Genomic DNA, 22,842 nt, shown 5'->3' with positions numbered 1-22,842 from the left:
CCCAATGAAAGTTCACAAAATTGTCAATCTCATTGCTTTTGAAAATACTTATGTCCTTGAAAATGACCGTCATGTCATCGTCGTTGACCCTGGCAGCGACTGGCGGAAGATTCAACGCAAGCTAGAAGAAATTGCTAAACCCATCACAGCTATTTTACTGACTCATACGCATTACGATCATATCATGAGTCTGGATAAGGTCCGAGATAATTTTGCCAATCCACCCGTCTATGTAGCTGAGAGCGAAGCAAGCTGGCTCTATACTCCTACTGATAATCTTTCAGGTCTCGACCGCCATGCAGATTTGGAAGACGTCATTCTCAGACCTGCTGAATATTTTTTCAACTATCACGAGGACTACCAGCTGGATGACTTTTCTTTCTACGTTGTTCCAACCCCTGGTCATTCTATCGGAGGAGTTTCCATTATTTTCCCAGAAGATCAGGTCGTCCTGACTGGTGATGCCCTCTTCCGTGAAACCATCGGCCGTACAGATCTACCAACTGGTAATATGGACCAGCTCCTTGCTAGCATCCGCGAAGAGTTATTTGTCTTGCCCAAAGACTATCGTGTCTATCCCGGCCATGGAAATGACACAACGATTGGCCACGAAAAGAATTTCAATCCATTTTTCCAATAAACTGATAATGAGGCAGATAACAAGACTGTCTCATTTTTAATTAGTTGCTAAATGACTATTTCTATATAAGAATGGAAAGAGAAGGCTCTAGAAAAAGGGCAGAAAATTATTCAGCCACCTGACTTCCATGTCTTGTCGCTTTTTGCTTATTATGATATACTTAGTCCATAGAAAAAAAAGGATGGTCTTCATGATGGATAAAAGAAAAATTTGGTTAATTCTGCTGGCTATTTCAGCCATGATAACTCTCCTTGGATTAGGTTTTTCTGCTTATAATTTTTATGTTTTTGACAAGCCTTTTCTAAACAGTACCACAAAAGGCCTCTTGTCTGCATTCTTTTTTACCCTCATTATAATCAGCCTCGGCCTATCGAAAACAAAGCGATAGCAATAATTTATACTTTTAATGCAATAAAAAAACAAACACCAAATGATGTTTGTTTTCAATCCGAACAGCCTACACGGCTGTTTTTTTATTAAATCTTCAAGAAGCGTCTCATGGAGATGGATGAACCAAGTGAACCGATAAAGATTCCCAAGACTGATACAGCCCCAATCATAGCAGGGACAAACAAGTGTGGCTCAATCATGGAAAGATTTTGCGCAACAAGATTTTTATTCATGGTTTGATAGGCCATATTATAACCAAAATAAACTAAAGCTACTGGTAAAACTGAACCTAGCAAGCCAATCCAAGCGCCTTCAAATAAGAAGGGACCGCGGATATAGCTATTTTTTGCCCCTACCAAACGCATAATCTGAATTTCACGGCTCCGTGAGATAATGGTAATCCGAATAGTATTGGAAATCAGGAAGACTGCAATAAAGATGAGCAAGCCTGCTCCTACCAGTCCCCATACTCGGATAAAATCAGATAGAGCAAAGAGTTTTTTCGTATTAGCTCCACCATCCTGCACTTCCGAAACGCCTTCCAGCTTCTTGGCTTCTGCCGCAACGGAATCTACATATTTATGCTCTGTCGTATCGACAATGTAAGCGTCATAAAGTGGGTTTGAATCCCCCTCAAAGACCTTCCATTCACTTCCCATTGTCTCTGTCAGCTTTTCATACTGCTCTTCTTTACTTGAGTAAGTAACTTTTGAGACATGATCCATTGAAGTTAGGGCGTCATAAATCTTGTGGTAATCAGTATTTTTAACTGTCTGACCTTCTTTAACGATTGTTGTGCTGTTATCAGCGATGTCTTTGCGCATATAGACAACAATACGAACGTTATTTGAAATATCAGACGCTAGCTTTGCGGTATTTAAAATAACAGAGGCAAAGATAGCAACTAAACTGAGAGTAATCGTGACTGAACTCACAGCTGCGACTGTCATCCAACCATTCCGCTTAAGGCTCTTAAGCGATTCAATTAAATGACGGAAAAACCTTCTAATCATCGTATCCGTATTCTCCTTCCGCCTCATCACGCACCACACGACCATTTTCGATAGCAATGACGCGGTGACGTAGGGTATTTACAATCTGACTATTGTGAGTCGCCATCAGAACTGTAGTTCCTTGCAGGTTAATGCGCTCCAGCAAATTCATGATTTCCCATGAATTATCTGGGTCCAAGTTACCAGTCGGCTCGTCAGCAATCAAGACCTGAGGATTGTTGACAATGGCACGCGCAATCGCAATCCGCTGCTGTTCTCCCCCTGATAACTCATTCGGGAAGGAACGAACCTTGTGCTTAAGGCCAACCAGATCCAAAACTTCCATAACGCGTTTCTTGATATTTCTACGACGCTCACCAATAACTTCCATAGCGTAGGCAATATTCTCATAAACAGTCTTTTTAGGAAGTAGTTTATAGTCTTGGAAAACCACACCTACTCTACGGCGCAGCATTGGAATATCCCGTTTCTTGATTTTTCCCAAGTTAAAACCTGCTACAGCAAGGTTTCCTTTATCGATTTTAATTTCACGATAGAGGAGTCTAATAAAAGTTGATTTACCTGCTCCTGAAGGACCTACAATATAGGCAAATTCACCTGGTTCGATATGTATAGATACACCACGTAGAGCAGTTGTCCCGTTGTCATACTTTTTAACAACGTCTTTCATTTCAATCATTGACATGAATTAGTACAATTCCTTTCATCAGAGTTTTTATCTAGCGATTTCACTCTGTTTTTAGTTGAGTCTCCATTTTAAATAGGCATCAATAAAGCCATCTAAGTCTCCGTCCATGACCTTATCCACCTGAGCTACTTCATAGCTGGTTCGATGATCTTTGACCATTGTATAAGGGGTAAAGACATAGGAACGAATCTGACTGCCCCAAGAAATCTCTTTTTTATCTCCCTTGAGCGAGTCGACTTCTGCTGCTTTTTTCTCTTGCTCCAACTGATAGAGCTTAGCCTGCAGCATTTTCATAGCTCGGTCACGGTTGCCATACTGGGTCCGGTCAACGGTAGACTGTACGACAATTCCTGTCGGAATATGGGTCAATCGCACGCCAGTTGATACCTTATTGACGTTCTGTCCGCCGGCTCCGCCTGAACGGAAAGTGTCCATCTTAATATCATCATCACGGACTTCTACTTCAATAGTATCGTCCAACTCTGGCATGACCTCTACTGAAGTAAAGGAAGTATGACGGCGTTTCGCTGAATCAAATGGCGAAATTCGAACCAAGCGGTGAACACCCATTTCTGACTTAAGTAGACCATAAGCATGCGGCCCTTCAAAGGAAAGGGTCACTGACTTAATACCCGCCTCATCACCAGCCTGATAATCCAAGACTTCTACTTTGAAGCCCTTGGCATTACCAAAGCGCGTGTACATCCGCAGCAGCATATCGCCCCAATCCTGAGCTTCTGTTCCACCAGAACCTGGGTGAATTTCGAGAATGGCATTGTTATTATCATAAGGCTCTGACAGCAAGAGAGTCATCTCATAGCTAGTCATCATCTTCTCAAGCTCGGTCAACTTTTCTTCCAGCTCTTCCTGAACCGAGTCGTCCTCAGCTAGAAAATCAAGTAAGATTTCCGATTCATCAAAAAGCTCGGTCATCTGATGGAAATTCTCATAGGTTTGCTTGAGTTCATTGAGCTCCTGAGATGTCTTTTGAGCTGCAATATTATCATCCCAAAAGTCAGGCTCTGTCATCTTATTTTCTAAGATGGCAATTTCTTCTTCCAAGCCCTCTAAGTCAAAGAGACCCCCTGAAAGAAGCTAATTTTTCACGATTTGCGTCAATCTTTTGACGAATTTCTGAAATGTCCATAAATACCTCTTTTCATATATCGTTTTATTATAACACATTTTCAGACATTTGCCTAATCGGATAATGAAGCTCCTTCATTTTATACAATTTTTAATGGATAGGCAAGAATAGGAGCCCCTTGTCATGGAATTGTTAAAAAAGTAATATAATGACATGGGGGTGCTAGGATTTTTTCGAGACTTCCCAGCCTTTATCCACGAAAATGAGCTGTTTTTTAGTCAGATCCACCACCGCCACCAAACCCATATTTACGCAAAAAAGCCATCCGTAGATGACTTTTTGCTCTTAAATAGCATTCTTGTCCATACCTAATTTACGTTGGATGAACTTAACAATTTCAACAATGATAATCATAGAGAAACTGCCGATCAGGACAACAGTCCATTGGGTCAAATCTAACTTGGTCACATGGAAAATCTTTTCCAGTGGATCAATCACAATGGTTGAAATCAAGAGGATGAAAGAAACCAGAATAGACCAGTTAAAGGTCTTAGAATTAAACGGTCCAACTGTAAAGATAGATTGGTAAACAGATTTCACATTGTAAGCATGGAAGAGCTGAATAAGGCCTAGAGTTGCAAAGGCCATAGTAAGGGCATCCGCATGGATCGCTTTTACATCACCAATATGTACAGGATTAGCAATAGCATAGCCATAGACGGACAGAACGAGAGCACCTTGCAGCAGTCCTTGATAGATGATGGAACTCATGACACCACCAGAGAAGAAGCTAGACTTACGGCCACGAGGCTTATGAGTCATGACACCTGGCTCGGCAGGTTCAACTCCCAAGGCGATAGCTGGGAAGGTATCTGTTACCAAGTTGATCCAAAGCAGATGAACGGGCTGCAGAACATCCCATCCAAAGAGGGTTGCCAAGAAAATAGTCAGCACTTCAGCTGTATTAGCAGAAAGAAGGTATTGAATGGTCTTTTGAATATTTGAAAAGACTTTCCGTCCTTCTTCAACTGCGACGATAATTGTCGCAAAGTTATCATCCGCTAGAATCATGTCAGAAGCACCCTTAGATACTTCTGTACCTGTGATTCCCATACCGATACCAATATCGGCTGTCTTCAGAGCTGGTGCGTCATTGACACCATCACCTGTCATGGCAACGACCTTACCTTGGTTTTGCCAAGCTTTGACAATCCGTACCTTGTGCTCAGGAGAAACCCGGGCATAGACAGAGTATTGACCAACTACTTTTTCGAATTCTGCATCTGAAAGCTCGTTGAGCTCAGCACCTGTCAGAACATGGTCTTCCGTATCTCCTGCTTCAATGATTCCCAAGCGCTTAGCAATGGCTTCAGCTGTATCTTGGTGGTCACCAGTAATCATAATCGGACGGATTCCTGCTTCCTTGGCTACACGAACAGCTTCTGCAGCTTCGGCACGTTCTGGGTCAATCATACCGATTAAACCAGTAAAGATTAAATCATTTTCTAGATTTTCAGAGGTCAAGTCAGTCGGAACTACATCAATAATCTTGTAGGCACCAGCCAGCACGCGCAGAGCTTGGTGAGCCATTTCTGAGTTATTAGACTTGATCAGCTGTGAAGTAGTATCATCAATTGCTGCAATATCTCCAGCCTTATCACGGGCAACACAACGTTTCAAGAGTTGGTCGGGAGCCCCCTTAACTGCCACTAAGAACTTCCCATCTGGTAATGGGTGAACAGTAGACATGAGCTTACGATCTGAATCAAATGGCAGCTCTGCTACACGAGGATATTTCTCTAAAAATCCTTTAACATCATAGCCCTTGTCCAAGGCATATTGGATAAAGGCTGTTTCTGTTGGGTCACCAATCAGCTTGCCTTCTTGGTCAATCTTAGTATCATTGGCTAAGACAACCGAACGCAAGAGCGGCAGCTCCAAGCCAAGTTCAATATCTTGTCCAGCTTCATTCAAGACTCCGTCATAAAAGACTTTTTCGACCGTCATTTTGTTCATGGTCAAGGTACCAGTCTTATCTGAAGCGATAATCTCAGTTGAACCCAAAGTCTCAACAGCTGGAAGCTTACGGACAATCGAATTCCGCTTAGCCAAAACCTGAGTTCCCAAAGCCAGAACAATGGTAACGATAGCTGGCAGACCTTCTGGAATCGCCGCAACCGCAAGAGCAACCGAAGTCATCAGTTCACCAAGTGGATCTTTTCCTTGAATGAAGACACCGACTACAAAGGTCACCGCAGCAATTACCAAGATAGCATAGGTCAGAACCTTAGACAAGCTATTGAGGTTTTGCTTGAGCGGTGTGTCCGTTTCATCTGCATCTTGCAACATGCCTGCGATATGACCGACTTCAGTGTACATCCCAGTATTGACAACAACCCCTACTCCTCGACCGTAAGTGACATTGGAGTTTTGGAAGGCCATATTGACCCGGTCGCCGATACCAGCATCAGCAGCTACTGCAACAGTCAAATCTTTCTCAACTGGCACAGACTCACCTGTCAGAGCGGCTTCTTCGATTTTCAGGGAATTAGCTTCCAACAGTCGCATATCTGCCGGTACAACATCGCCGGCTTCCAGTCGAACGATATCTCCAGGTACCAAGACCTTAGAATCCACTTCTGTGACATGGCCATCACGCAGGACACGCGCAGCTGGGCTGGACATAGATTTGAGAGCCGCAATGGCTTCTTCAGCCTTACCTTCTTGGTAGACACCAAAAATAGCATTGATGATGACCACGGCTAGGATAATGATAGCATCTGCAATATCCTCTCCACCTGACGTCACAACAGACAAGATAGCCGCTACCAACAAGATGATAATCATCAAATCCTTGAACTGCTCAATGAATTTCATCAAGAGAGTCTTTTTCTCTCCTTCTTCCAATTCATTGCGACCGTAGTCCGCCAAACGTTGCTGGGCTTGGCTGCTGGTCAACCCTTGTTCGGAAGCTTCCATTGCTTGCAAAACTTCCTCAGGACTTTGAGTATAAAAAGCTTGGCGCTTTTGTTCTTTTGACAAAATGTCTCCTCCTTTTGATGGGCCTCTTTCAAAATAAACAAAAAAGAGACCTGTTTATTAACAAGTCTCGCTATTTCATACAAGGCCGGAAATTTCTTTCGTATTGACGACCTTGTAACGGTAAAACCGTTAGCTACTCCCTTGAGTGTATTTATTATACCAAAATTTTTGTATTTTTCAAGGCAGAGCTGTTATTTTTCAATTTTTTATTCTTGCCATTCTATTTTCATCTGATAAGAGGCAAAGAGCTGATCATCTTCGGCTCTTTTCAAATCATAATGAAGTTCCAAAGCCTGATTTTCTACATCTAAGTGATAATGCTGAGTGTCCGTCACAAAATGCTGAGCTCCTAGCGGAGTCGGGATGGATACTACATGCTGACCATTCTTGATAAAATGGAGAATGGTTTTTGGCTCAGAAAAGCGGGTCATGGTCAGCTTGTCCTCATTAAACTTCAGAACGACTTTTTCCTGCTCCTCGCTTTGATAAATCAAATAGTGATTGCTCCCTTTTTGTGTCCATTCTACATCATAGACCTGGTCAATCAACTCCATTTGCTCATCTAATTTGATTTGATTTCTCATTCTAATTTTCATTATTTTCTCACATTCCTTGTTTCTTTCTTCTATTTTATCAAAAATTTCTTGAGAATTCTTCCTTTCTACTTCGGGCTTTGAATTTCGCCCACTGAGCATTTATGATATAATAGGATTATGATTGAAAAAGTATTTCGGGACCCGGTTCACAATTATGTGCATGTGGATCATCAGGTCATTTATGATTTAATCAATACCAAAGAATTTCAACGGCTGCGTCGCATCAAACAGCTGGGCACTTCTGGCTATACTTTTCACGGCGGGGAGCACAGCCGTTTTTCGCATTGTCTGGGAGCCTATGAGATTGCTCGACGCATCACCAAGATTTTCAATGAAAAATATAGCGATGTCTGGGATAGTCACGAAAGCCTGCTGACCATGACAGCCGCTCTCCTGCATGACTTGGGGCACGGAGCTTATTCACACACTTTTGAGCGCCTCTTTGATACTAATCACGAGGATATTACGCGGCAAATTATCACCAGTCCTGAAACAGAGATTCATCAGGCCTTGGTGCAGGTTTCGCCAGATTTCCCCGAAAAGGTGGCTAGCGTCATCAATCACACTTACCCCAATAAACAGGTAGTTCAGCTGATTTCCAGCCAGATTGATGTGGACCGGATGGACTATCTCTTGCGAGATTCCTTTTTTACTGGCGCTTCCTATGGACAATTTGACTTGACTCGGATTCTGCGAGTGATTTGTCCAGTAGAAAAGGGCATCGCCTTCAAGCGCAATGGTATGCATGCGGTAGAGGACTATGTGGTCAGCCGCTACCAGATGTACATGCAGGTCTATTTCCACCCGGCCAGTAGGGCTATGGAAGTTTTGCTGCAAAATCTGCTCAAGCGGGCCAAGTTTCTCTATCCGGCTCAGAAGGATTATTTTGCGCTGTCATCGCCCAATCTCATTCCCTTCTTTGAAAACAGAGTGACCCTGCAGGATTATCTGGCCTTGGATGATGGTGTTATGAATACCTATTTCCAAGTTTGGATGACTAGTCCGGACAAGATTTTATCAGACTTGGCTCAGCGTTTTATCAACCGCAAGGTCTTTAAGTCTATCGTCTTCTCTCAGGAAAACGAAGCGCATTTGGTTATCATGCGAGACCTAGTTGGACAGGTTGGTTTTGACCCCGATTACTATACTGCTATTCATCGTAATTTTGATTTGCCTTATGATTTCTACCGGCCCGATGTTGAAAAACCTCGGACCCAGATTGAAATCCTGCAAAAAGATGGGAGCTTAGCAGAACTATCTAGCCTGTCTCCTATCGTCCATTCGCTGGCCGGCACCAGACAGGGCGACAATCGCTTCTACTTCCCCAAGGAAATGCTGGCAGATACAGGACTTTTCAGCGAAAAAAACCAGACCTTTATGCACTATATCAAAAACGACCAATTTACCTACGGAGAATAAAATGTCTATCAAATTAGTTGCCGTTGACATTGACGGTACCCTTTTAAATAACCAAAAAGAAATCACTGCTGAAGTCTTCAGCGCTGTTCAGGATGCCAAGGCTGCTGGCGTTAAAATCGTCATTGCAACCGGCCGTCCTATTGCAGGTGTAAAAAAACTCCTCGAGGAGCTAGAACTTAATCAACCAGGCAACTATGTCGTGACCTTCAATGGCGGACTGGTGCAGGATACTGTTACAGGTCAAGAATTAATCAAAGAAACACTGACCTATGACGACTATCTGGATATCGAGCTGCTCGGACGAAAATTAGGCGTTCACATGCATGCCATCACCAAGGACGGCATTTATACAGCCAATCGCAACATCGGTAAGTACACTGTTTACGAGTCTAATCTGGTCAACATGCCTATTTTCTATCGCACACCTGAAGAAATAGCTGATAAAGAAATCGTCAAGTGCATGTATATTGATGAACCAGAAATTCTGGATGCAGCCATTGCTAAGCTGCCACCAGGATTGGCCGAAAAATATACACTAGTTAAATCAGCTCCTTTCTATCTAGAAATTGTCAAAAAAACTGTCAATAAAGGAGCTGCTATCCTCCATCTGGCTGAAAAACTGGGCTTGAGCAAGGAGCAGACCATGGCTATCGGTGATGAAGAAAATGACCGCGCCATGCTGGAAGCTGTCGGCTCTCCTGTTGTCATGGAAAACGGTAAGGAAGAACTCAAGAAAATCGCCAAATATATCACCAAATCGAACGAAGAATCCGGCGTAGCACACGCTATTAGAGAGTGGGTTTTAAAATAATGTACAGCTACAAAATTGGAATTTCAGCTCAGGAACACGATGATTTTGTCATGGCTCATCCGCAGGCCAATCTCCTGCAGAGCGCAGCCTGGGCTCAAATCAAGGACAACTGGGGAAATGAGCGCTTGGGCTTCTATAAAGACGACCACTTGGTTGCTGCAGCCAGTATCCTAATCAAACCACTGCCTTTGGGGATGACCCTGCTTTATATCCCGCGCGGTCCTATCATGGACTATAGTGACAAGGAGCTGCTGACCTTTGTTTTGGCGTCGCTCAAGAAATTTGCCAAGGAGAAAAAAGCGCTTTTTGTCAAGTTTGATCCCAGCCTCTTTTTGGCAGAAAGCAAGATGGGCGGTGAATTGCAAGACAAAGCAGAGACGATTGAGCTGATTCAAAAGCTACAGCAAGCTGGAGCTGTCTGGGTCGGACGGACTGAGTCTCTAGACGAAACCATCCAGCCTCGCTTGCAGGCCAATATTCATAAAGAAGATTTCAGCGAGGATCTGCTTTCTAAGAGTACTCGGCAGGCTATTCGTACAGCCCGTAATAAAGGTATTCAAATCCAATTTGGCGGAGCAGAATTACTGGATGACTTTTCAGCCTTGATGAAGAAGACAGAAAACAGAAAAAACATCCACCTACGCGGCAAAGACTATTACCAAAAACTCTTGGATACTTATCCTGAGCACTCCTACATCACCTTGTCTAGCATTGATCTAAAGGCACGCTTGGAAGACTTGCAGGCTCAGCTGACCAAGACACTTAAAGAAGCAGAGAAATTTACCGAGAAAACCAAGCCTGGCAAGATTGAGAATAACCAGCAAGAACAGAAACGCCTCCAAGAAGAAATTGACTTTATAGAGGATAAAATCAGCCAAGGTGCTGCTGTCGTTCCCCTGTCTGGCACACTGGTCTTAGAATACGGAAAGACTTCTGAAAATATCTATGCTGGAATGGACGAGGAATACCGTCGCTACCAGCCAGCCATTATCACTTGGTACGAAACGGCCAAACATGCTTTTGAGCGCGGAGCAGATTGGCAAAATATGGGTGGAATCGAAAACGACCTCAAGGGCGGTCTCTACAGCTTTAAATCCAAGTTCAATCCGACCATTGAGGAATTTGCTGGTGAGTTTAACTTGCCGACCAATCCTCTTTACCACCTCTCCAATCTGGCCTACACTCTCAGAAAGAAACTGCGCAGCAAGCATTAAAAGAAAGGAAGCCTATGACCTTCAAACTTCTCAGCCAAGAAGAATTCATCCAGCATACCTCAGCTAGCTCCCAACGCTCTTTTATGCAGACCGTGGAAATGGCAGAGCTGCTGAGCAAGCGTGGCTTCAGTACCCGGTATGTCGGCTATACGGACCCGCAGGGACAGGTAGCGTTGTCAGCTGTCCTCTACAGTATGCCCATGACTGGCGGTCTTCATATGGAAATCAACTGCGGCCCTGTCTCTACTGATGCTCAATATCTAACTCCCTTCTATCAAGCCTTGCAGGCTTACGCTAAAAAAGAAGGCGCCTTAGAGCTCATCATCAAGCCCTACGAGACTTATCAGACCTTTGACAGCAATGGCCAGCCCACATCTGATGAAAAAGTCGAGCTTATCCAGCAACTGACTGATTTAGGCTTTGACTTTGATGGCCTACAGACAGGCTATCCAGGCGGGGAGCCTGATTGGCATTATGTCAAAGACTTACATGGTCTGACAGAGAAAGACCTGCTCAAGTCCTTCAGTAAAAATGGTAAGGCGACTGTCAAAAAGGCGAATACCTTTGGTATCAAGCTTAAAAGACTAGAACGTGACCAACTCAGCGTTTTCAAAGATATCACAGCTGCCACTTCTGACAGGCGGGAATATGATGACAAGCCACTAGACTACTATCAAGATTTTTATGATAGCTTTGGTCAACAGGCGGACTTTATGACAGCCAGTCTCAACTTCAAGGACTATCTTCAGAACTTACAAAAAGACCAAGAAAAGCTGGGCCAGAAAATTCAAAAACTGCAGGCTGACTTGGAAAACAATCCTCAATCTGAAAAGAAACAAAATCAGCTGCGAGAACTTTCCAGCCAGTTTAACAGCTTTGAAACCCGCAAAGTTGAAGCCCAAGAGCTGATTGACAAGTACGGTGACCAAGACCAAGTCCTAGCTGCCAGTCTCTTTATCTATACTCCTCAGGAAACAACCTATCTCTTCAGCGGCTCCTATCCTGAGTTTAACAAATTCTACGCTCCAGCCCTGCTGCAGGAATACGTTATGACCGAGAGCATCAAGAGAGGCATTCCATTTTATAATTTCCTCGGTATTATGGGAATTTTCGATGGTTCCGACGGCGTTCTGCGCTTCAAGCAAAACTTCAATGGCTTCATCGTCCGAAAAATGGGAACTTTCCGTTATTATCCTAACCCACTCAAGTTTAAGCTGCTTCAGCTCATAAAGAAAATTCTAAGACGTTAAAAAGAGGCTGGGACAAAAGTCCTAGCCTCTCAATTGTCTTTGGATTGTCGAGCAAGACGCAGTGGTTGAGTGGGCTCTACTACGCTGATTTCATCAGCTTTCACAGCCCTACTCAACTGTGCTGAGGTGGGACGACGAAATCGAATTCTAACGAATTACCGATTTCTGTCCCACTCTCTTTTTGTGTTTATCTATAACGAGGTGATGCAAAACCACGGATATTTCCGTGACCAATACGGTAAGTATTGCGTTTAACTTCGTCGTTACTATTACCTTCAATCGTATGAATGATACCATTTTCAACTTTTTCGACAATACCGATATGATCAGCCCAGCCATCGTTTTGCTGGCTATTTTGATCCCAGTTAAAGGTGATGATATCGCCCGCTTTAGGGGTAGAATTACCATCTTCATTCCAGATACCTAGACGTTTAAAGATGTGAATATGGCGCTCAACACCGCATTCACGACCGATAAGATCGCTCAAGCCTTCTCTTTGGAAAATAACTGTTGTGAAAATGTCGCACCAGTCATCTGAATTCTTTACAGCATAACCGACTGGTAGCGGTCTAACACTATTATAGTCATTGACCAGACGGTGGTGCTCAGCACTGCCTCCCTTGACGCCAACCATCGCTGCTGCTGCTGCAAGAACACGATCACGCTGACTGCTAGGCGATTGAGGATGTTTAATAGAAACCGTAGTTTTCTCTCCACCAGCTCCTTGCAGCTGATTGCGATTGTTCAAATAATACAGATGCACATTGTACTCGCCTTGACTATTTTTATGATCTCTCGCATAAACACGCTTGCGATAAGTACCATCTGCTTGGCGTTCTGCTGTGTACCACTTAATATCATCTTGTCCGTTTTCACTGGACCAAGTTGGCAGGTAGACTTCTTTGACCCCTTCTGGAGCTACAACACCAGAAACGACGATATCAAATTCACCAGTTTCATTATTTTTATTTTGGATACTGATTTTTCCCTGTGGTTTCTCCCCTGTCGCAATGGAAACCTTGGTTGTTGTACCACCTACACCGACCATCTTGCCGTCATTTTGAACATAGTACAAGTGGACACTGTAGTCACCAACGGAATTCTTGTGCTCGCTAGCACGGACAGTAAATTTATAAGTACCGTCCGACTGTTTCTGCGCCTTGTGCCAAATGATGTCATCCTGACCTTGCTCATTTGACCAAGTTGGAAGCAAGACTTCACGAACACCTTGTGGGCTAGAAACTTCAGACACGATCACATCGAATGTACCGGTCTTTGGATCGTTGTTGGCAATAGTCAGTTTGCCTTCTGGCTTAGCAACTGAAGCTCGAGTGACTTTAGTCGTTGTACCGCCAACGCCGACCATCTTGCCATCGTTTTGGATATAATACAAGTGGACACTGTAGTCACCAACGGAATTCTTATGATCGCTGGAACGGACAGTAAATTTATAAGTACCATCTGACTGTTTCTGTGCCTTGTGCCAGATGATGTCATCCTGACCTTGCTCATGTGACCAAGTTGGAAGTAAGACTTCACGAACACCTTGCGGGCTAGAAACTTCTGACACGATCACATCGAATGTACCGGTCTTTGGATCGTTGTTGGCAATAGTCAGTTTGCCTTCTGGCTTAGCAACTGAAGCTCGAGTGACTTTAGTCGTTGTACCGCCAACGCCGACCATCTTGCCATCGTTTTGGATATAATACAAGTGGACACTGTAGTCCCCAACAGAATTCTTATGATCGCTGGAACGGACAGTAAATTTATAAGTACCATCTGACTGTTTCTGTGCCTTGTGCCAAATGATGTCATCCTGACCTTGATCATTTGACCAAGTTGGAAGCAAGACTTCACGAACCCCTTGCGGGCTAGAAACTTCTGACACGATCACATCGAATGTACCGGTCTTTGGATCGTTGTTGGCAATAGTCAGCTTGCCTTCTGGCTTAGCAACTGAAGCACGAGTGACTTTAGCCGTTGTACCGCCAACACCGACCATCTTGCCGTCGTTTTGGATATAGTACAAGTGGACACTGTAGTCGCCAACAGAATTCTTATGCTCGCTAGAACGGACGGTGAATTTATAAGTACCGTCTGACTGTTTCTGTGCCTTGTGCCAAATAATATCATCCTGACCATTCTCATTTGACCAAGTCGGAAGCAAGACTTCACGAACGCCTTGGGGGCTAGAAACCTCAGAAACAATCACATCGAATGTACCGGTCTTAGGATTGTTGTTGGCAATAGTCAGCTTGCCCTCTGGTTTAGCAACTGAAACCTTAGTCGTTGTACCACCAACACCGACTAACTTACCATCACCTTGAACGTAATACAAATGAACATTGTATTCGCCCGTAGAGCCTTTATGGTTGGCAGCATTCACTGTCAGCTTATAAGTCCCGTTAGCTTGCTTCGTTGCAGTGTACCAAACAATATCATCTTGCCCACGCTCACTGGACCAAGTCGGAAGTTTAACTTCCTGAACTCCATGTGGTGCGGAAACTTCGGAAACAACAACATCAAATGTGCCAGTTTTTGGATTATTATTTTGAATACTAATCTTACCTGTCAGCGGTTGTTTAACCAAAGTAGCTCTAGCAGTAAATCTACCAGAGTAGTCAATACTTTGATCGAAAACATGCTTACCAGAAAGCAGCTGCGCTTGAGAAGTAAATTGCCAAGCTCCTGCTCTGCTATTGTACTTCAAACTTTTAGCATCATTTGCACTTAGCTTCGGTGCTGGATACTGAGCAATCCAAAAATTATCAAGACCAAAGAGAGATGTATTGATTGAACCCTTGTGGCGTAGGTTGTTCTGGTCAACCCAGCTAGCACTTGTGTAATACATCAGATTTGCATATCCCTGCTTGCGCATTTCATCTGCCCAAGCCTGAGTATGCTGGTTGATCCCCGTTTGCATTTTAGGGTCTTCCATGTCATTGACCATGACTGTATTTTTAGGCAAGGACAGTTTATTAGCAAAAGCAGCATAGTAACGAGCCTCTGCTCTGGCTTCTGCATCATTTGTATAATGCGAGAAGGCATAGGTTGATACTTGCAAACCAGCTGCTTGCGCATTTCGAACCTGAGACTCAGCATAAGGATTTGTATAGTAGGTTCCTTCTGTCAGTTTGACAACGACACCGCCGACACCTTTGGATGCTAATTGGCGATAGTCTTCTACACTGATATGGCCGTTATGACTACTCACATCCACAAAGGTAGAGCCCTTGATTTCTGCTTGTGAATTGCTACGCGCTGTTTGTCCAGATGAAGAAGCCGCATTATAAAAAGAAGTGCTTCCTTTTTTAGATACAGGACTGGCGCTGATCGCTGGGGAAGTCTGCTCAGCCTTTACTGGATTCTGAATCGCTTCAGAAGCAACTGTCTTTGCTTGTTCACTCGCTTTATTTTCTGATACATTCTCCTTGACCAGACTAGCAGCAGGTGCCAGATTTTCTGGTGCCTTGTATACTGTACTAGCTTCAGCTTTTGCGACCGAGCTTTCTTGTTTGACTTGACGGTCAGTAGACACCGCTTCTGGTAAGGCTACCTGCTGATGTTGATGATCCTTTTCTACTTGAAGTTCTGCCTTAGCTACTTCAGGGTCTGTGGTTGTCGGCGTATTTTCTTCTGCCTGTACTACGTTAGCCGTTGCTGCTAGCAATATAGCTGTACTGGCTAAATAGATAAGTTCCTTTGATTTCACCTTTTATCTCCAAACTTTTAAAAAGCTTGCCACCTTTAAGGCGACAAGCCATTTATTGTTATTCTTATTTCACAAAATCAAGAAGAGCTAAGAAACTTTCAGCTTCAAGTGACGCACCACCAACAAGGGCACCATCCACATCTGGGCAAGCCATGTATGAAGCAACGTTTTCAGGTTTAACAGAACCACCGTATTGAACGCGAACTTTATCAGCAACTTCTTGACCAAAGTCAGCAGCTACAACGTCACGAACAACCTTACACATCTTTTGTGCGTCGTCTTGTGAAGCTGATTTACCAGTACCGATAGCCCAGATTGGCTCGTAAGCGATAACTGATGCAGCAACTTGTTCAGCTGTCAATCCAGCCAAAGCAGCTGATACTTGAGCACCTACAAACTCAGCAGCTTTACCAGCTTCGTAAGTTTCAAGTGACTCACCACAACAGATGATTGGAAGCATACCGTTTGCAAAGATTGCTTTTGCTTTTTTGTTGATATCTTCATCAGTTTCATGGAAGTAGTCACGGCGTTCTGAGTGACCGATAACAACGTAATCTGTACCGATTTCTTTCAAAACTTGTGGGCTTGTTTCACCAGTGAAAGCACCTGCATTTTCAAAGTAGCAGTTTTGAGCAGCAACTTTAAGGTTTGAACCCTTTGCAGCAGCAAGAACAGTTGTCAAATCAACTGCAGGAGCTGCGATACCTGCTTCAACAAGATCTGATGAAGGAAGTTTTGACGCAACTGCTTCAACGAATGCTTTTGCTTCTTCTGGATTTTTGTTCATTTTCCAGTTACCAGCGATAAATGGTTTACGTGACATTTCACATACCTCTTCTATTTTTATTTATATGGGCTATTATATCATAAGTAAGCAAATTAATAAAGGTTATCCACAATTTTTCATCAAATCGTAATGTTTCTGCGAGTTATCCACAGTTTTGGCTGTGAATAAACCATTAAAAGACCTCGTAGCATCCTTTACTTCCTATTTTCCAGCAGTTCTTCTATATCTGTAATGACTCTAGCCTGCATTTTATTGAGATTGTTTATCTCTGAATCCGAGTATGGAAAGGTGTTCAGCAAAACGCCATCAATCCCAACAGCTTGAGCAATAGCCATATCCGTAGAAAAATCATTGCCAACCATCACCGTAGCTTCTGGATTGAACTGATTCTCCTCCAGTACGAGTTCTAACCATTCTGCTTGTGGTTTTTTGATCTGATAATCCGAAGAAATATAAACTTTGTCCAGATAATCGGCACAACCCGTCAATTCAATTTCTGGCATTGTAAAAGCCTTTTGAGCATTGGATAGCAATATAATATCGCCTCCCTGGTCCTTAATGGCCTTTAAAACTTTCAAGGTATTGGGATAGGCATGGAGCTGACGACGGGACAAACTCCGAAACGTTACGGCCAGCTGCTCTCCCCAAGCCTGCAAATCAGGAAGCGGAGCCTGGGTTTCATGCTTAGTTGGAGCTTCCTCCAAAAGCTGAATGAAAACCGCCACCAAATCAACCTCTGGATAGACAAGGCCTTTCTCTTGGGCTATCTTACTTTCTTGCTCTACTACCAATTGCCCATATTTCTTTTTCAAGTCTTCTGGCTGATAATCTGCTCCATATGCTGCATAGATGCGGGAAAGATACAACCATAAAGTCGGATCATCTTCGTCAGTCCGGATATCTACTAGTGTTCCGTAAAAGTCAAAAAGATAATGTTTATATTCTAACTTGTGCATTTTCTCCCCTTTCGCCAGTGACAAACATGGTAAAGGTTCCCTTGCAGACATTCTTTCCATCTTGGTTGACAATATCCACATCCACCACTCTAGTTGTCCGGCCGGCATGGATACAGTTCCCCTCAATGCTCAGAGTATCACCTAGTTTGGCCGCTTTTAGATAATTGATAGAAGATTGCAAGGTCACAGCGTCAGCTCCTTGTGAAATGACAACCAAACCACTTATCTGATCGCACAAGGTGAACAAGTAACCTCCATGTGCATTGCCATAATAGTTTAGAGAAGAGGGGACGACCTCTGTCGTTACTAAAACATGGCCATCTTTGGCCTCCTCAATTTTATAGTTTTCAAATGCTGAAATCGCATCAAAATGAAAATCTTTCATTCCTCACTCCATTAATTTTGCTTATACCCCATCATACTACTTTTACTAGCAAGGAACAATGATTATATGTACATTCCAATGGAAAAATTTTTTCTACCAGCTATCCAAATCTCTAGCACTCCTAATCTATCAGCCGATTTGAGCTGGTAGGTTGGAAATAAAGTTCTAAGCCAAATTAGACTAGTAATGAATTTAAAAATTCTCAGCTGAAGATTTGCAAGACAAAACATTAAACTAGGTTGGAAATCACTCCAGCCTAGTCTTTTTGTATTCTCTTTTGATAAAGGTAGGAAATCAAAGCCAATCCCATCACTCCGAAACCAATCAGAAGAAAGGAAAGGGTGTGGACACTCGGCAGAAGAGTCATCAGGAAAGTCGCAGGAGGCATGAAAAGAATTGCCAGCGTGTAGATCGTTGAGAAAACTCGGCCTAGATACTGCTGCTCCACCTTGGTCTGAACCTGACTGAAGAAATGAATGTTAAAAACAGTCATAAAGAGCTCACAGATAAGATTACCAGAATAAGAAAAATAGGGATGAACCGGTAGCAAGGAAGAGACGCCCATGACTGCGACTCCAACACCTGTCAATAACAGGGCTACAAGCAGGTTGCCCATACTAGCCTTAACCTTGCTGGCTAGAATGGCTCCAATGATTGAGCCTATAGCACCCAAACTCAGAATAGTTGCATAAGAGCCGGTCTTGCCGTAGAGCTGATTGGTAAAAGGCAATAGATAATTAAAAGCCGCAAAGAAAAAGTTGACTGCAGAAGCTACCAAGAGCAGAAAGAAAATTTCTTTTTGCTGACGGATATAAACTAAACCTTCCTTGATATCTCCCAGGATATTTCCAAGATTAATGGGAGACTTCTGCTTGCTTGGCTCATGATTAGGCAGAAAGTAAACCAAGGCAAAAGCCAGAAAGAAGCTAATAGCATCCAGCTGAAGGGTTACGCGCAAATTTGCATACTGCATTACGATAAAAGACAAAACTGGAGCTGAGACACTGATAACCTGCAAGGCCAATTCCAGATGAGAATTGTAGGTTACAATGTCTTCCTTGTCCACAATTTCTGTAATATAAGACTTATTAGCTGGCCTAGAAAAAGCAAAGGCTATAGCCTGAACCACATTAGCAAAAATCAGCGCTCCAATCATGAGCTGGTCATTAGAAATAAAGGAAATAAGCAGACAAAGTCCAGCACAAATCAAGTCCGTTACCATCAGCACCTTACGTCTGGAAAAGCGGTCCGTAATAGCTCCCCCAAAAGGATTGAATAAGATGGAAGTGACTAGCTCTGATATCTGATAAATGCCCAAAACCGTCTGTCCCAGAGCTCCCAAAGAAGTAAGCCAGATGCTGTTTCCATAGTCATAGAGCATATTTCCGATTTTATTAATAGTAGCCCGTGTAATCAGCTGTGCTGCCTGTCGATTCATAAAAATACCTCCTTCCATTTCTGAAACTATTGTATCAGGAATAGAGGGAGTTTCTTTATTTTTCCCATATTTGGGAAATTATACTTTTACAAACTTATAGAAATGCTCTTGATAATAGTCGACTTGCTCAGGTAGTTCTAGCACTTCAAAGATATGCATGGCTTCCTGCATTTGCTTGATTCCCTGCTTCTTCTCTCCCTTCTGATAAGCTGCAAAACCTTTTAGATAGAGGAATACATTGCGTTCATAGAGTTTGATGCCCTTGCCAATGATTTTCTCTACGTAAGTCTCAAAATAACTAGCCTTATCAAAAGAACAACTTTCCAAACAATGCTGGTAACAATTGAGCGCTATAATCAAGACTAATTTCTTATGGCGACCGATTTCTTTGTAGTAGTCCTCCCGCTCCATGACTTCCTTGCCCAGACGGTAGACGTAGTCCACATCATAGAAGCTATAGAGATTACCAAATAGGATCAGCTCATACATGGTCCAGTCTTCCACTTGGAAGAGATAATCAGCCACCTTATCTAAATCCTCTTGCCTCATGCGAAACTGACTGTCTCGCTGACAAATCAAGCCCTGCATCAAAATCCAATTCAGTTCATAGTAAAGAGGCGCGTTGCTTGCCTTGGCCTTTTCCAACTGCTCTGCTTGCAAGTCTTGAAATCCCTTGACGTTATTTGAGTAGTAAAGAGGGATAATCCGACCCATCATAGCTACGTGCTCATGCTGCTGGAAATTCCGGGCCTTGTCCATAAAATTTTCAAGAGTCACATGGATATTATCCAAGAGATCTAAAAATTTCGAGAGGGTCATGTCCGACTCACCCAGCTCAAAACGAGACAGCTGAGAGGTCGAGCAGACCTGGCCCGCCGCTTCCTTCAAAGAATACTGTCCATTTAAACGAAAATCGCGAAAAACTTTGCCTAAATCTTCCATTTGTTTACCACTTCAATTCCTTTAATTGCTGTTCTGCTCCCTAGTCGCTTCTTTCAAAACTACCTTCCAGCCCCTTTGTTAGGATTTTATTTTCAGACGAGGCTCTTTTCGTCAAAATCTTATCGGCTGAAAATCAGAAAAGGCAGATTCTGCTAAAAGAACTCGTCAGAAAATAGAAAGTTCGGGATTTGCTCTCAGACCAACCGTCAGAAAATCTGACGGACTGACTTGTCTTTAAAAGAACTTAGATTGCATGAAGAATAGTTTATTTTCCTCGAAAAAATCTCAGAACACATGTAAAAATTCGTTTTTTACTCTTTTTTAGCTGATTTCACATGTGAATTAAGCATTATGAGCTCTGGAGAGCTCATTTTACACGGAAACTAGGCATTTTTGCGCAGCTTCGATTGGCTCCTCCTACACCTTCTCCGCCAGTTCTTCCCATTCTAGCATGGCTTCTTCTTGGGCAGCGGTCAGCTGGTCGATTTGCTGCTGGCTCTCCATGAGTTCGGCGGCGTCATTAGTGGCTTCCATGGCTTCCTGAAGCTGACTGATCTGTCTGTCCAAGTCCTCGATTTGCACTTCCAGTTGTTCTAGGCGACGGGCAAGTCGGCGCTGTTCTTTCTGGTTTTCCTTTTGGAGCTGATAGTCATTAGCAGGTGCTGGCTTGTCAGGACTAGTCTGCTCCGTCTCTTCACGCAAGGCTTCCTGCTCTGCCTTTTTCTCTAGGTAGTAGTCATAATCACCCAGATAAAGGGTGGAGCCTGTCTCAGAGAGCTCAACTATCTGTGTGGCCACGCGATTGATAAAGTAACGGTCATGGCTGACAAAGAGCAGGGTGCCGTCAAAGTCAATCAGGGCATTTTCCAGCACTTCCTTGCTGTCAATATCCAGGTGATTGGTCGGCTCGTCTAGGATGAGGAAGTTGTTGTTTTCCATAGACAGCTTGGCTAGAAGCAGCCGCGCCCGCTCTCCTCCCGACAGCATGCCGACGGACTTCTTGACATCGTCTCCCGAGAAGAGGAAAGCGCCTAAGCGATTGCGAATTTCGACCTCTGGCGTCATCTTGAAGTCATTCCATAGCTCGTCAAGTACTGTATTGCTGGCAGTCAGTTTGCTCTGGGTCTGGTCATAGTAGCCCACTTCCACGTTAGCTCCCAGCTGCTCCTTGCCTCTGATGAAGGGCACTTGCCCGATTAGTGATTTAATCAAGGTCGTCTTTCCAATCCCATTTGGTCCGACAATAGCTACCGCATTAAACTTGCGAATATCGAGGTTGATCGGCTCCGACAGGACTTCCTCGCCATAGCCAATAGCTGCATCTTCCAGGGTCAGAACAACATTTCCCGAAACCTTATCGGATTTGAAGGTCATATTAGCCGAGCGACTGTTAGTCTCCGGCCTGTCCAAACGCGCCATCTTTTCCAGCTGCTTACGGCGGGACTGAGCCCGCTTGGTCGTAGAGGCCCGGACCAGGTTGCGGTTGACAAAGTCCTCCAAGGCTGCGATTTCTTTCTGCTGCTTTTCGTAGTTCTTGGCTTCGGTGGCCAGCTTCTGCTCCTTTTGGACCACAAAGCTAGAGTAATTGCCCACATAGCAATCCAAAGAATGCTTGGTCAAATCCAGCGTGATAGTCGCAACCTTGTCTAGGAAATAGCGGTCGTGGCTGACGATAATCAGGGCACCGCTGTAGTTGACTAAGTAAGTCTCTAGCCAGGCGATGGTCTCGATATCCAAATGGTTAGTTGGCTCGTCCAAGACCAGCAGTTCTGGCTTCTCTAAAAGCATTTTGGCCAGAGCCAGACGGGTATTCTGCCCGCCTGAAAGCTCAGAAATCTTCATCTGCCACATGGACTGGTCAAACTTGAAGCCATTCAAAATCGCTCGAATGTCGGCCTCATAGGTAAACCCACCTTTCTGGCGAAAGTCCTCTGACAGCTGGTCGTACTGGGTCATGAGAGCCGTCAGGTCTTCCCCTGACAATTCTCCCATTTGCAGCTCCATCTGGCGTAGTCGCTTTTCCTGCTGGCGCAGATTATCAAAGACCAGCAGCATCTCGTCGTAGATAGTATTCTCCGACTCAAAGCGGCTGTCCTGAGCCAGATAAGATAGGGAAAGGTCTCGTTTTTTATTGATCTGACCAGAAGTAGGCTCTTCCTCGCCCACCAAAATCTTGAGCAGGGTTGACTTACCAGCTCCGTTTTTACCGACCAGTGCAATCCGGTCACTCTCATCCACCTGCAGGTTGATATTATCAAAAAGTAGCTCCCCTGCAAAAGAGCGTTCAATCTTGTTTGCTTGTAAAATAATCATAAAACCATTATAGCAGATTTCCAAGTACAGAGCCATTGGCTGTCATAAAAAATGAAATCCAAACTGTCTGTCTCTCAAGCCAATTCAAAGGAAAATTTTAAATTTTTCCGCAAGCACTCAGACCAGAATATCCTGTCTAGCGATTGAATACCATCAAAT

General features: G+C 43.7%; 17 protein-coding genes. 5 read left to right on the top strand and 12 right to left on the bottom strand.

What is annotated here, in order from left to right:
- The first annotated feature begins 4 nt into the window (after positions 1-4).
- A complete protein-coding gene (locus D8791_RS04915; protein ID WP_125446488.1) occupies positions 5-640 on the top strand; it encodes an MBL fold metallo-hydrolase in 636 nt (211 codons plus the stop codon).
- Between the two features lie 476 nt (positions 641-1,116).
- Here the strand turns inward: D8791_RS04915 and ftsX are convergent, their stop codons facing one another.
- The 5 genes from ftsX to D8791_RS04885 form a co-directional block, all read right to left on the bottom strand.
- Positions 1,117-2,043, bottom strand: coding sequence for a permease-like cell division protein FtsX (ftsX, locus tag D8791_RS04905; protein WP_125446487.1), 927 nt, complete (start codon positions 2,041-2,043; stop codon positions 1,117-1,119).
- Positions 2,036-2,728, bottom strand: a complete 693-nt coding sequence (gene ftsE / locus D8791_RS04900) for a cell division ATP-binding protein FtsE (protein WP_005589698.1) — start codon at positions 2,726-2,728, stop codon at positions 2,036-2,038. The genes ftsX and ftsE overlap by 8 nt, the downstream gene beginning before the upstream one ends.
- A gap of 54 nt (positions 2,729-2,782) precedes the next feature.
- A protein-coding gene (gene prfB, locus D8791_RS04895; protein ID WP_111705360.1) for a peptide chain release factor 2 occupies positions 2,783-3,878 on the bottom strand; the annotation gives its coding sequence in 2 pieces (ribosomal slippage) (positions 2,783-3,805 and positions 3,807-3,878; 1,095 coding nt in all).
- 285 nt (positions 3,879-4,163) lie between these two features.
- Positions 4,164-6,860, bottom strand: coding sequence for a cation-translocating P-type ATPase (locus D8791_RS04890; protein ID WP_125446486.1), 2,697 nt, complete (start codon positions 6,858-6,860; stop codon positions 4,164-4,166).
- A 206-nt stretch (positions 6,861-7,066) separates the two neighbouring features.
- Positions 7,067-7,456 carry a YwiB family protein gene (locus tag D8791_RS04885; protein WP_185760561.1) on the bottom strand — a complete coding sequence of 130 codons (390 nt, stop codon included), beginning with the start codon at positions 7,454-7,456 and terminating at the stop codon, positions 7,067-7,069.
- 117 nt (positions 7,457-7,573) lie between these two features.
- Here D8791_RS04885 and D8791_RS04880 point away from each other — a divergent pair, with 117 nt between their 5' ends.
- The 4 genes from D8791_RS04880 to D8791_RS04865 are packed head-to-tail and all read left to right on the top strand — an operon-like array spanning position 7,574 to position 12,150.
- Positions 7,574-8,875: an HD domain-containing protein gene (locus D8791_RS04880; protein WP_125446484.1), complete on the top strand. Its 1,302-nt coding sequence runs from the start codon at positions 7,574-7,576 to the stop codon at positions 8,873-8,875.
- Position 8,876: 1 nt separating this feature from the next.
- Positions 8,877-9,686, top strand: coding sequence for a sugar-phosphatase (gene yidA, locus D8791_RS04875; protein WP_125446483.1), 810 nt, complete (start codon positions 8,877-8,879; stop codon positions 9,684-9,686).
- Positions 9,686-10,900, top strand: a complete 1,215-nt coding sequence (locus D8791_RS04870; RefSeq protein ID WP_185760560.1) for an aminoacyltransferase — start codon at positions 9,686-9,688, stop codon at positions 10,898-10,900. The genes yidA and D8791_RS04870 overlap by 1 nt, the downstream gene beginning before the upstream one ends.
- Before the next feature lie 14 nt (positions 10,901-10,914).
- Entirely contained in the window at positions 10,915-12,150 is a 1,236-nt protein-coding gene (locus tag D8791_RS04865; RefSeq protein WP_125446481.1) for an aminoacyltransferase, read from the top strand.
- Between the two features lie 187 nt (positions 12,151-12,337).
- On the opposite strand, the gene D8791_RS04860 is transcribed toward D8791_RS04865, so the two are convergent.
- The 7 genes from D8791_RS04860 to D8791_RS04830 all read right to left on the bottom strand — a co-directional run bounded on the left by D8791_RS04860 (position 12,338) and on the right by D8791_RS04830 (position 22,683).
- The gene (locus D8791_RS04860; protein WP_125446480.1) at positions 12,338-15,862 is read right to left on the bottom strand and encodes a GBS Bsp-like repeat-containing protein; all 3,525 of its coding nucleotides are present in this window, start codon (positions 15,860-15,862) and stop codon (positions 12,338-12,340) included.
- Between the two features lie 64 nt (positions 15,863-15,926).
- Positions 15,927-16,685, bottom strand: coding sequence for a triose-phosphate isomerase (gene tpiA / locus D8791_RS04855; protein WP_005589685.1), 759 nt, complete (start codon positions 16,683-16,685; stop codon positions 15,927-15,929).
- A gap of 158 nt (positions 16,686-16,843) precedes the next feature.
- Positions 16,844-17,605, bottom strand: coding sequence for an HAD family hydrolase (locus tag D8791_RS04850; RefSeq protein ID WP_125446479.1), 762 nt, complete (start codon positions 17,603-17,605; stop codon positions 16,844-16,846).
- Positions 17,586-17,990 carry a PaaI family thioesterase gene (locus D8791_RS04845; protein ID WP_005589681.1) on the bottom strand — a complete coding sequence of 135 codons (405 nt, stop codon included), beginning with the start codon at positions 17,988-17,990 and terminating at the stop codon, positions 17,586-17,588. Before D8791_RS04845 ends, D8791_RS04850 begins: the two co-directional genes overlap by 20 nt.
- Before the next feature lie 256 nt (positions 17,991-18,246).
- Complete coding sequence (locus D8791_RS04840; protein WP_125446478.1) at positions 18,247-19,428, bottom strand: MFS transporter; 1,182 nt, start codon at positions 19,426-19,428, stop codon at positions 18,247-18,249.
- A 78-nt stretch (positions 19,429-19,506) separates the two neighbouring features.
- Complete coding sequence (locus tag D8791_RS04835; protein ID WP_125446477.1) at positions 19,507-20,370, bottom strand: Rgg family transcriptional regulator; 864 nt, start codon at positions 20,368-20,370, stop codon at positions 19,507-19,509.
- Positions 20,371-20,787: 417 nt separating this feature from the next.
- Positions 20,788-22,683, bottom strand: coding sequence for an ABC-F family ATP-binding cassette domain-containing protein (locus D8791_RS04830; RefSeq protein WP_125446476.1), 1,896 nt, complete (start codon positions 22,681-22,683; stop codon positions 20,788-20,790).
- Positions 22,684-22,842 lie beyond the last annotated feature (159 nt).

Source organism: Streptococcus cristatus (assembly GCF_003943515.1).
GTDB classification, from domain to species: Bacteria; Bacillota; Bacilli; order Lactobacillales; family Streptococcaceae; genus Streptococcus; species Streptococcus cristatus_D.
This window is presented reverse-complemented; position numbering and strand designations above follow the sequence as displayed.

Bases quoted from the DNA above. Each gene is read 5' to 3' on its own strand.
- D8791_RS04915 (WP_125446488.1), top strand. From the start codon at position 5: ATGAAAGTTCACAAAATTGTCAATCTCATTGCTTTTGAAAATACTTAT.
- ftsX (WP_125446487.1), bottom strand. From the start codon at position 2,043: ATGATTAGAAGGTTTTTCCGTCATTTAATTGAATCGCTTAAGAGCCTT.
- ftsE (WP_005589698.1), bottom strand. From the start codon at position 2,728: ATGTCAATGATTGAAATGAAAGACGTTGTTAAAAAGTATGACAACGGG.
- D8791_RS04885 (WP_185760561.1), bottom strand. From the start codon at position 7,456: ATGAAAATTAGAATGAGAAATCAAATCAAATTAGATGAGCAAATGGAG.
- D8791_RS04880 (WP_125446484.1), top strand. From the start codon at position 7,574: ATGATTGAAAAAGTATTTCGGGACCCGGTTCACAATTATGTGCATGTG.
- yidA (WP_125446483.1), top strand. From the start codon at position 8,877: ATGTCTATCAAATTAGTTGCCGTTGACATTGACGGTACCCTTTTAAAT.
- D8791_RS04870 (WP_185760560.1), top strand. From the start codon at position 9,686: ATGTACAGCTACAAAATTGGAATTTCAGCTCAGGAACACGATGATTTT.
- D8791_RS04865 (WP_125446481.1), top strand. From the start codon at position 10,915: ATGACCTTCAAACTTCTCAGCCAAGAAGAATTCATCCAGCATACCTCA.
- tpiA (WP_005589685.1), bottom strand. From the start codon at position 16,685: ATGTCACGTAAACCATTTATCGCTGGTAACTGGAAAATGAACAAAAAT.
- D8791_RS04850 (WP_125446479.1), bottom strand. From the start codon at position 17,605: ATGCACAAGTTAGAATATAAACATTATCTTTTTGACTTTTACGGAACA.
- D8791_RS04845 (WP_005589681.1), bottom strand. From the start codon at position 17,990: ATGAAAGATTTTCATTTTGATGCGATTTCAGCATTTGAAAACTATAAA.
- D8791_RS04840 (WP_125446478.1), bottom strand. From the start codon at position 19,428: ATGAATCGACAGGCAGCACAGCTGATTACACGGGCTACTATTAATAAA.
- D8791_RS04835 (WP_125446477.1), bottom strand. From the start codon at position 20,370: ATGGAAGATTTAGGCAAAGTTTTTCGCGATTTTCGTTTAAATGGACAG.
- D8791_RS04830 (WP_125446476.1), bottom strand. From the start codon at position 22,683: ATGATTATTTTACAAGCAAACAAGATTGAACGCTCTTTTGCAGGGGAG.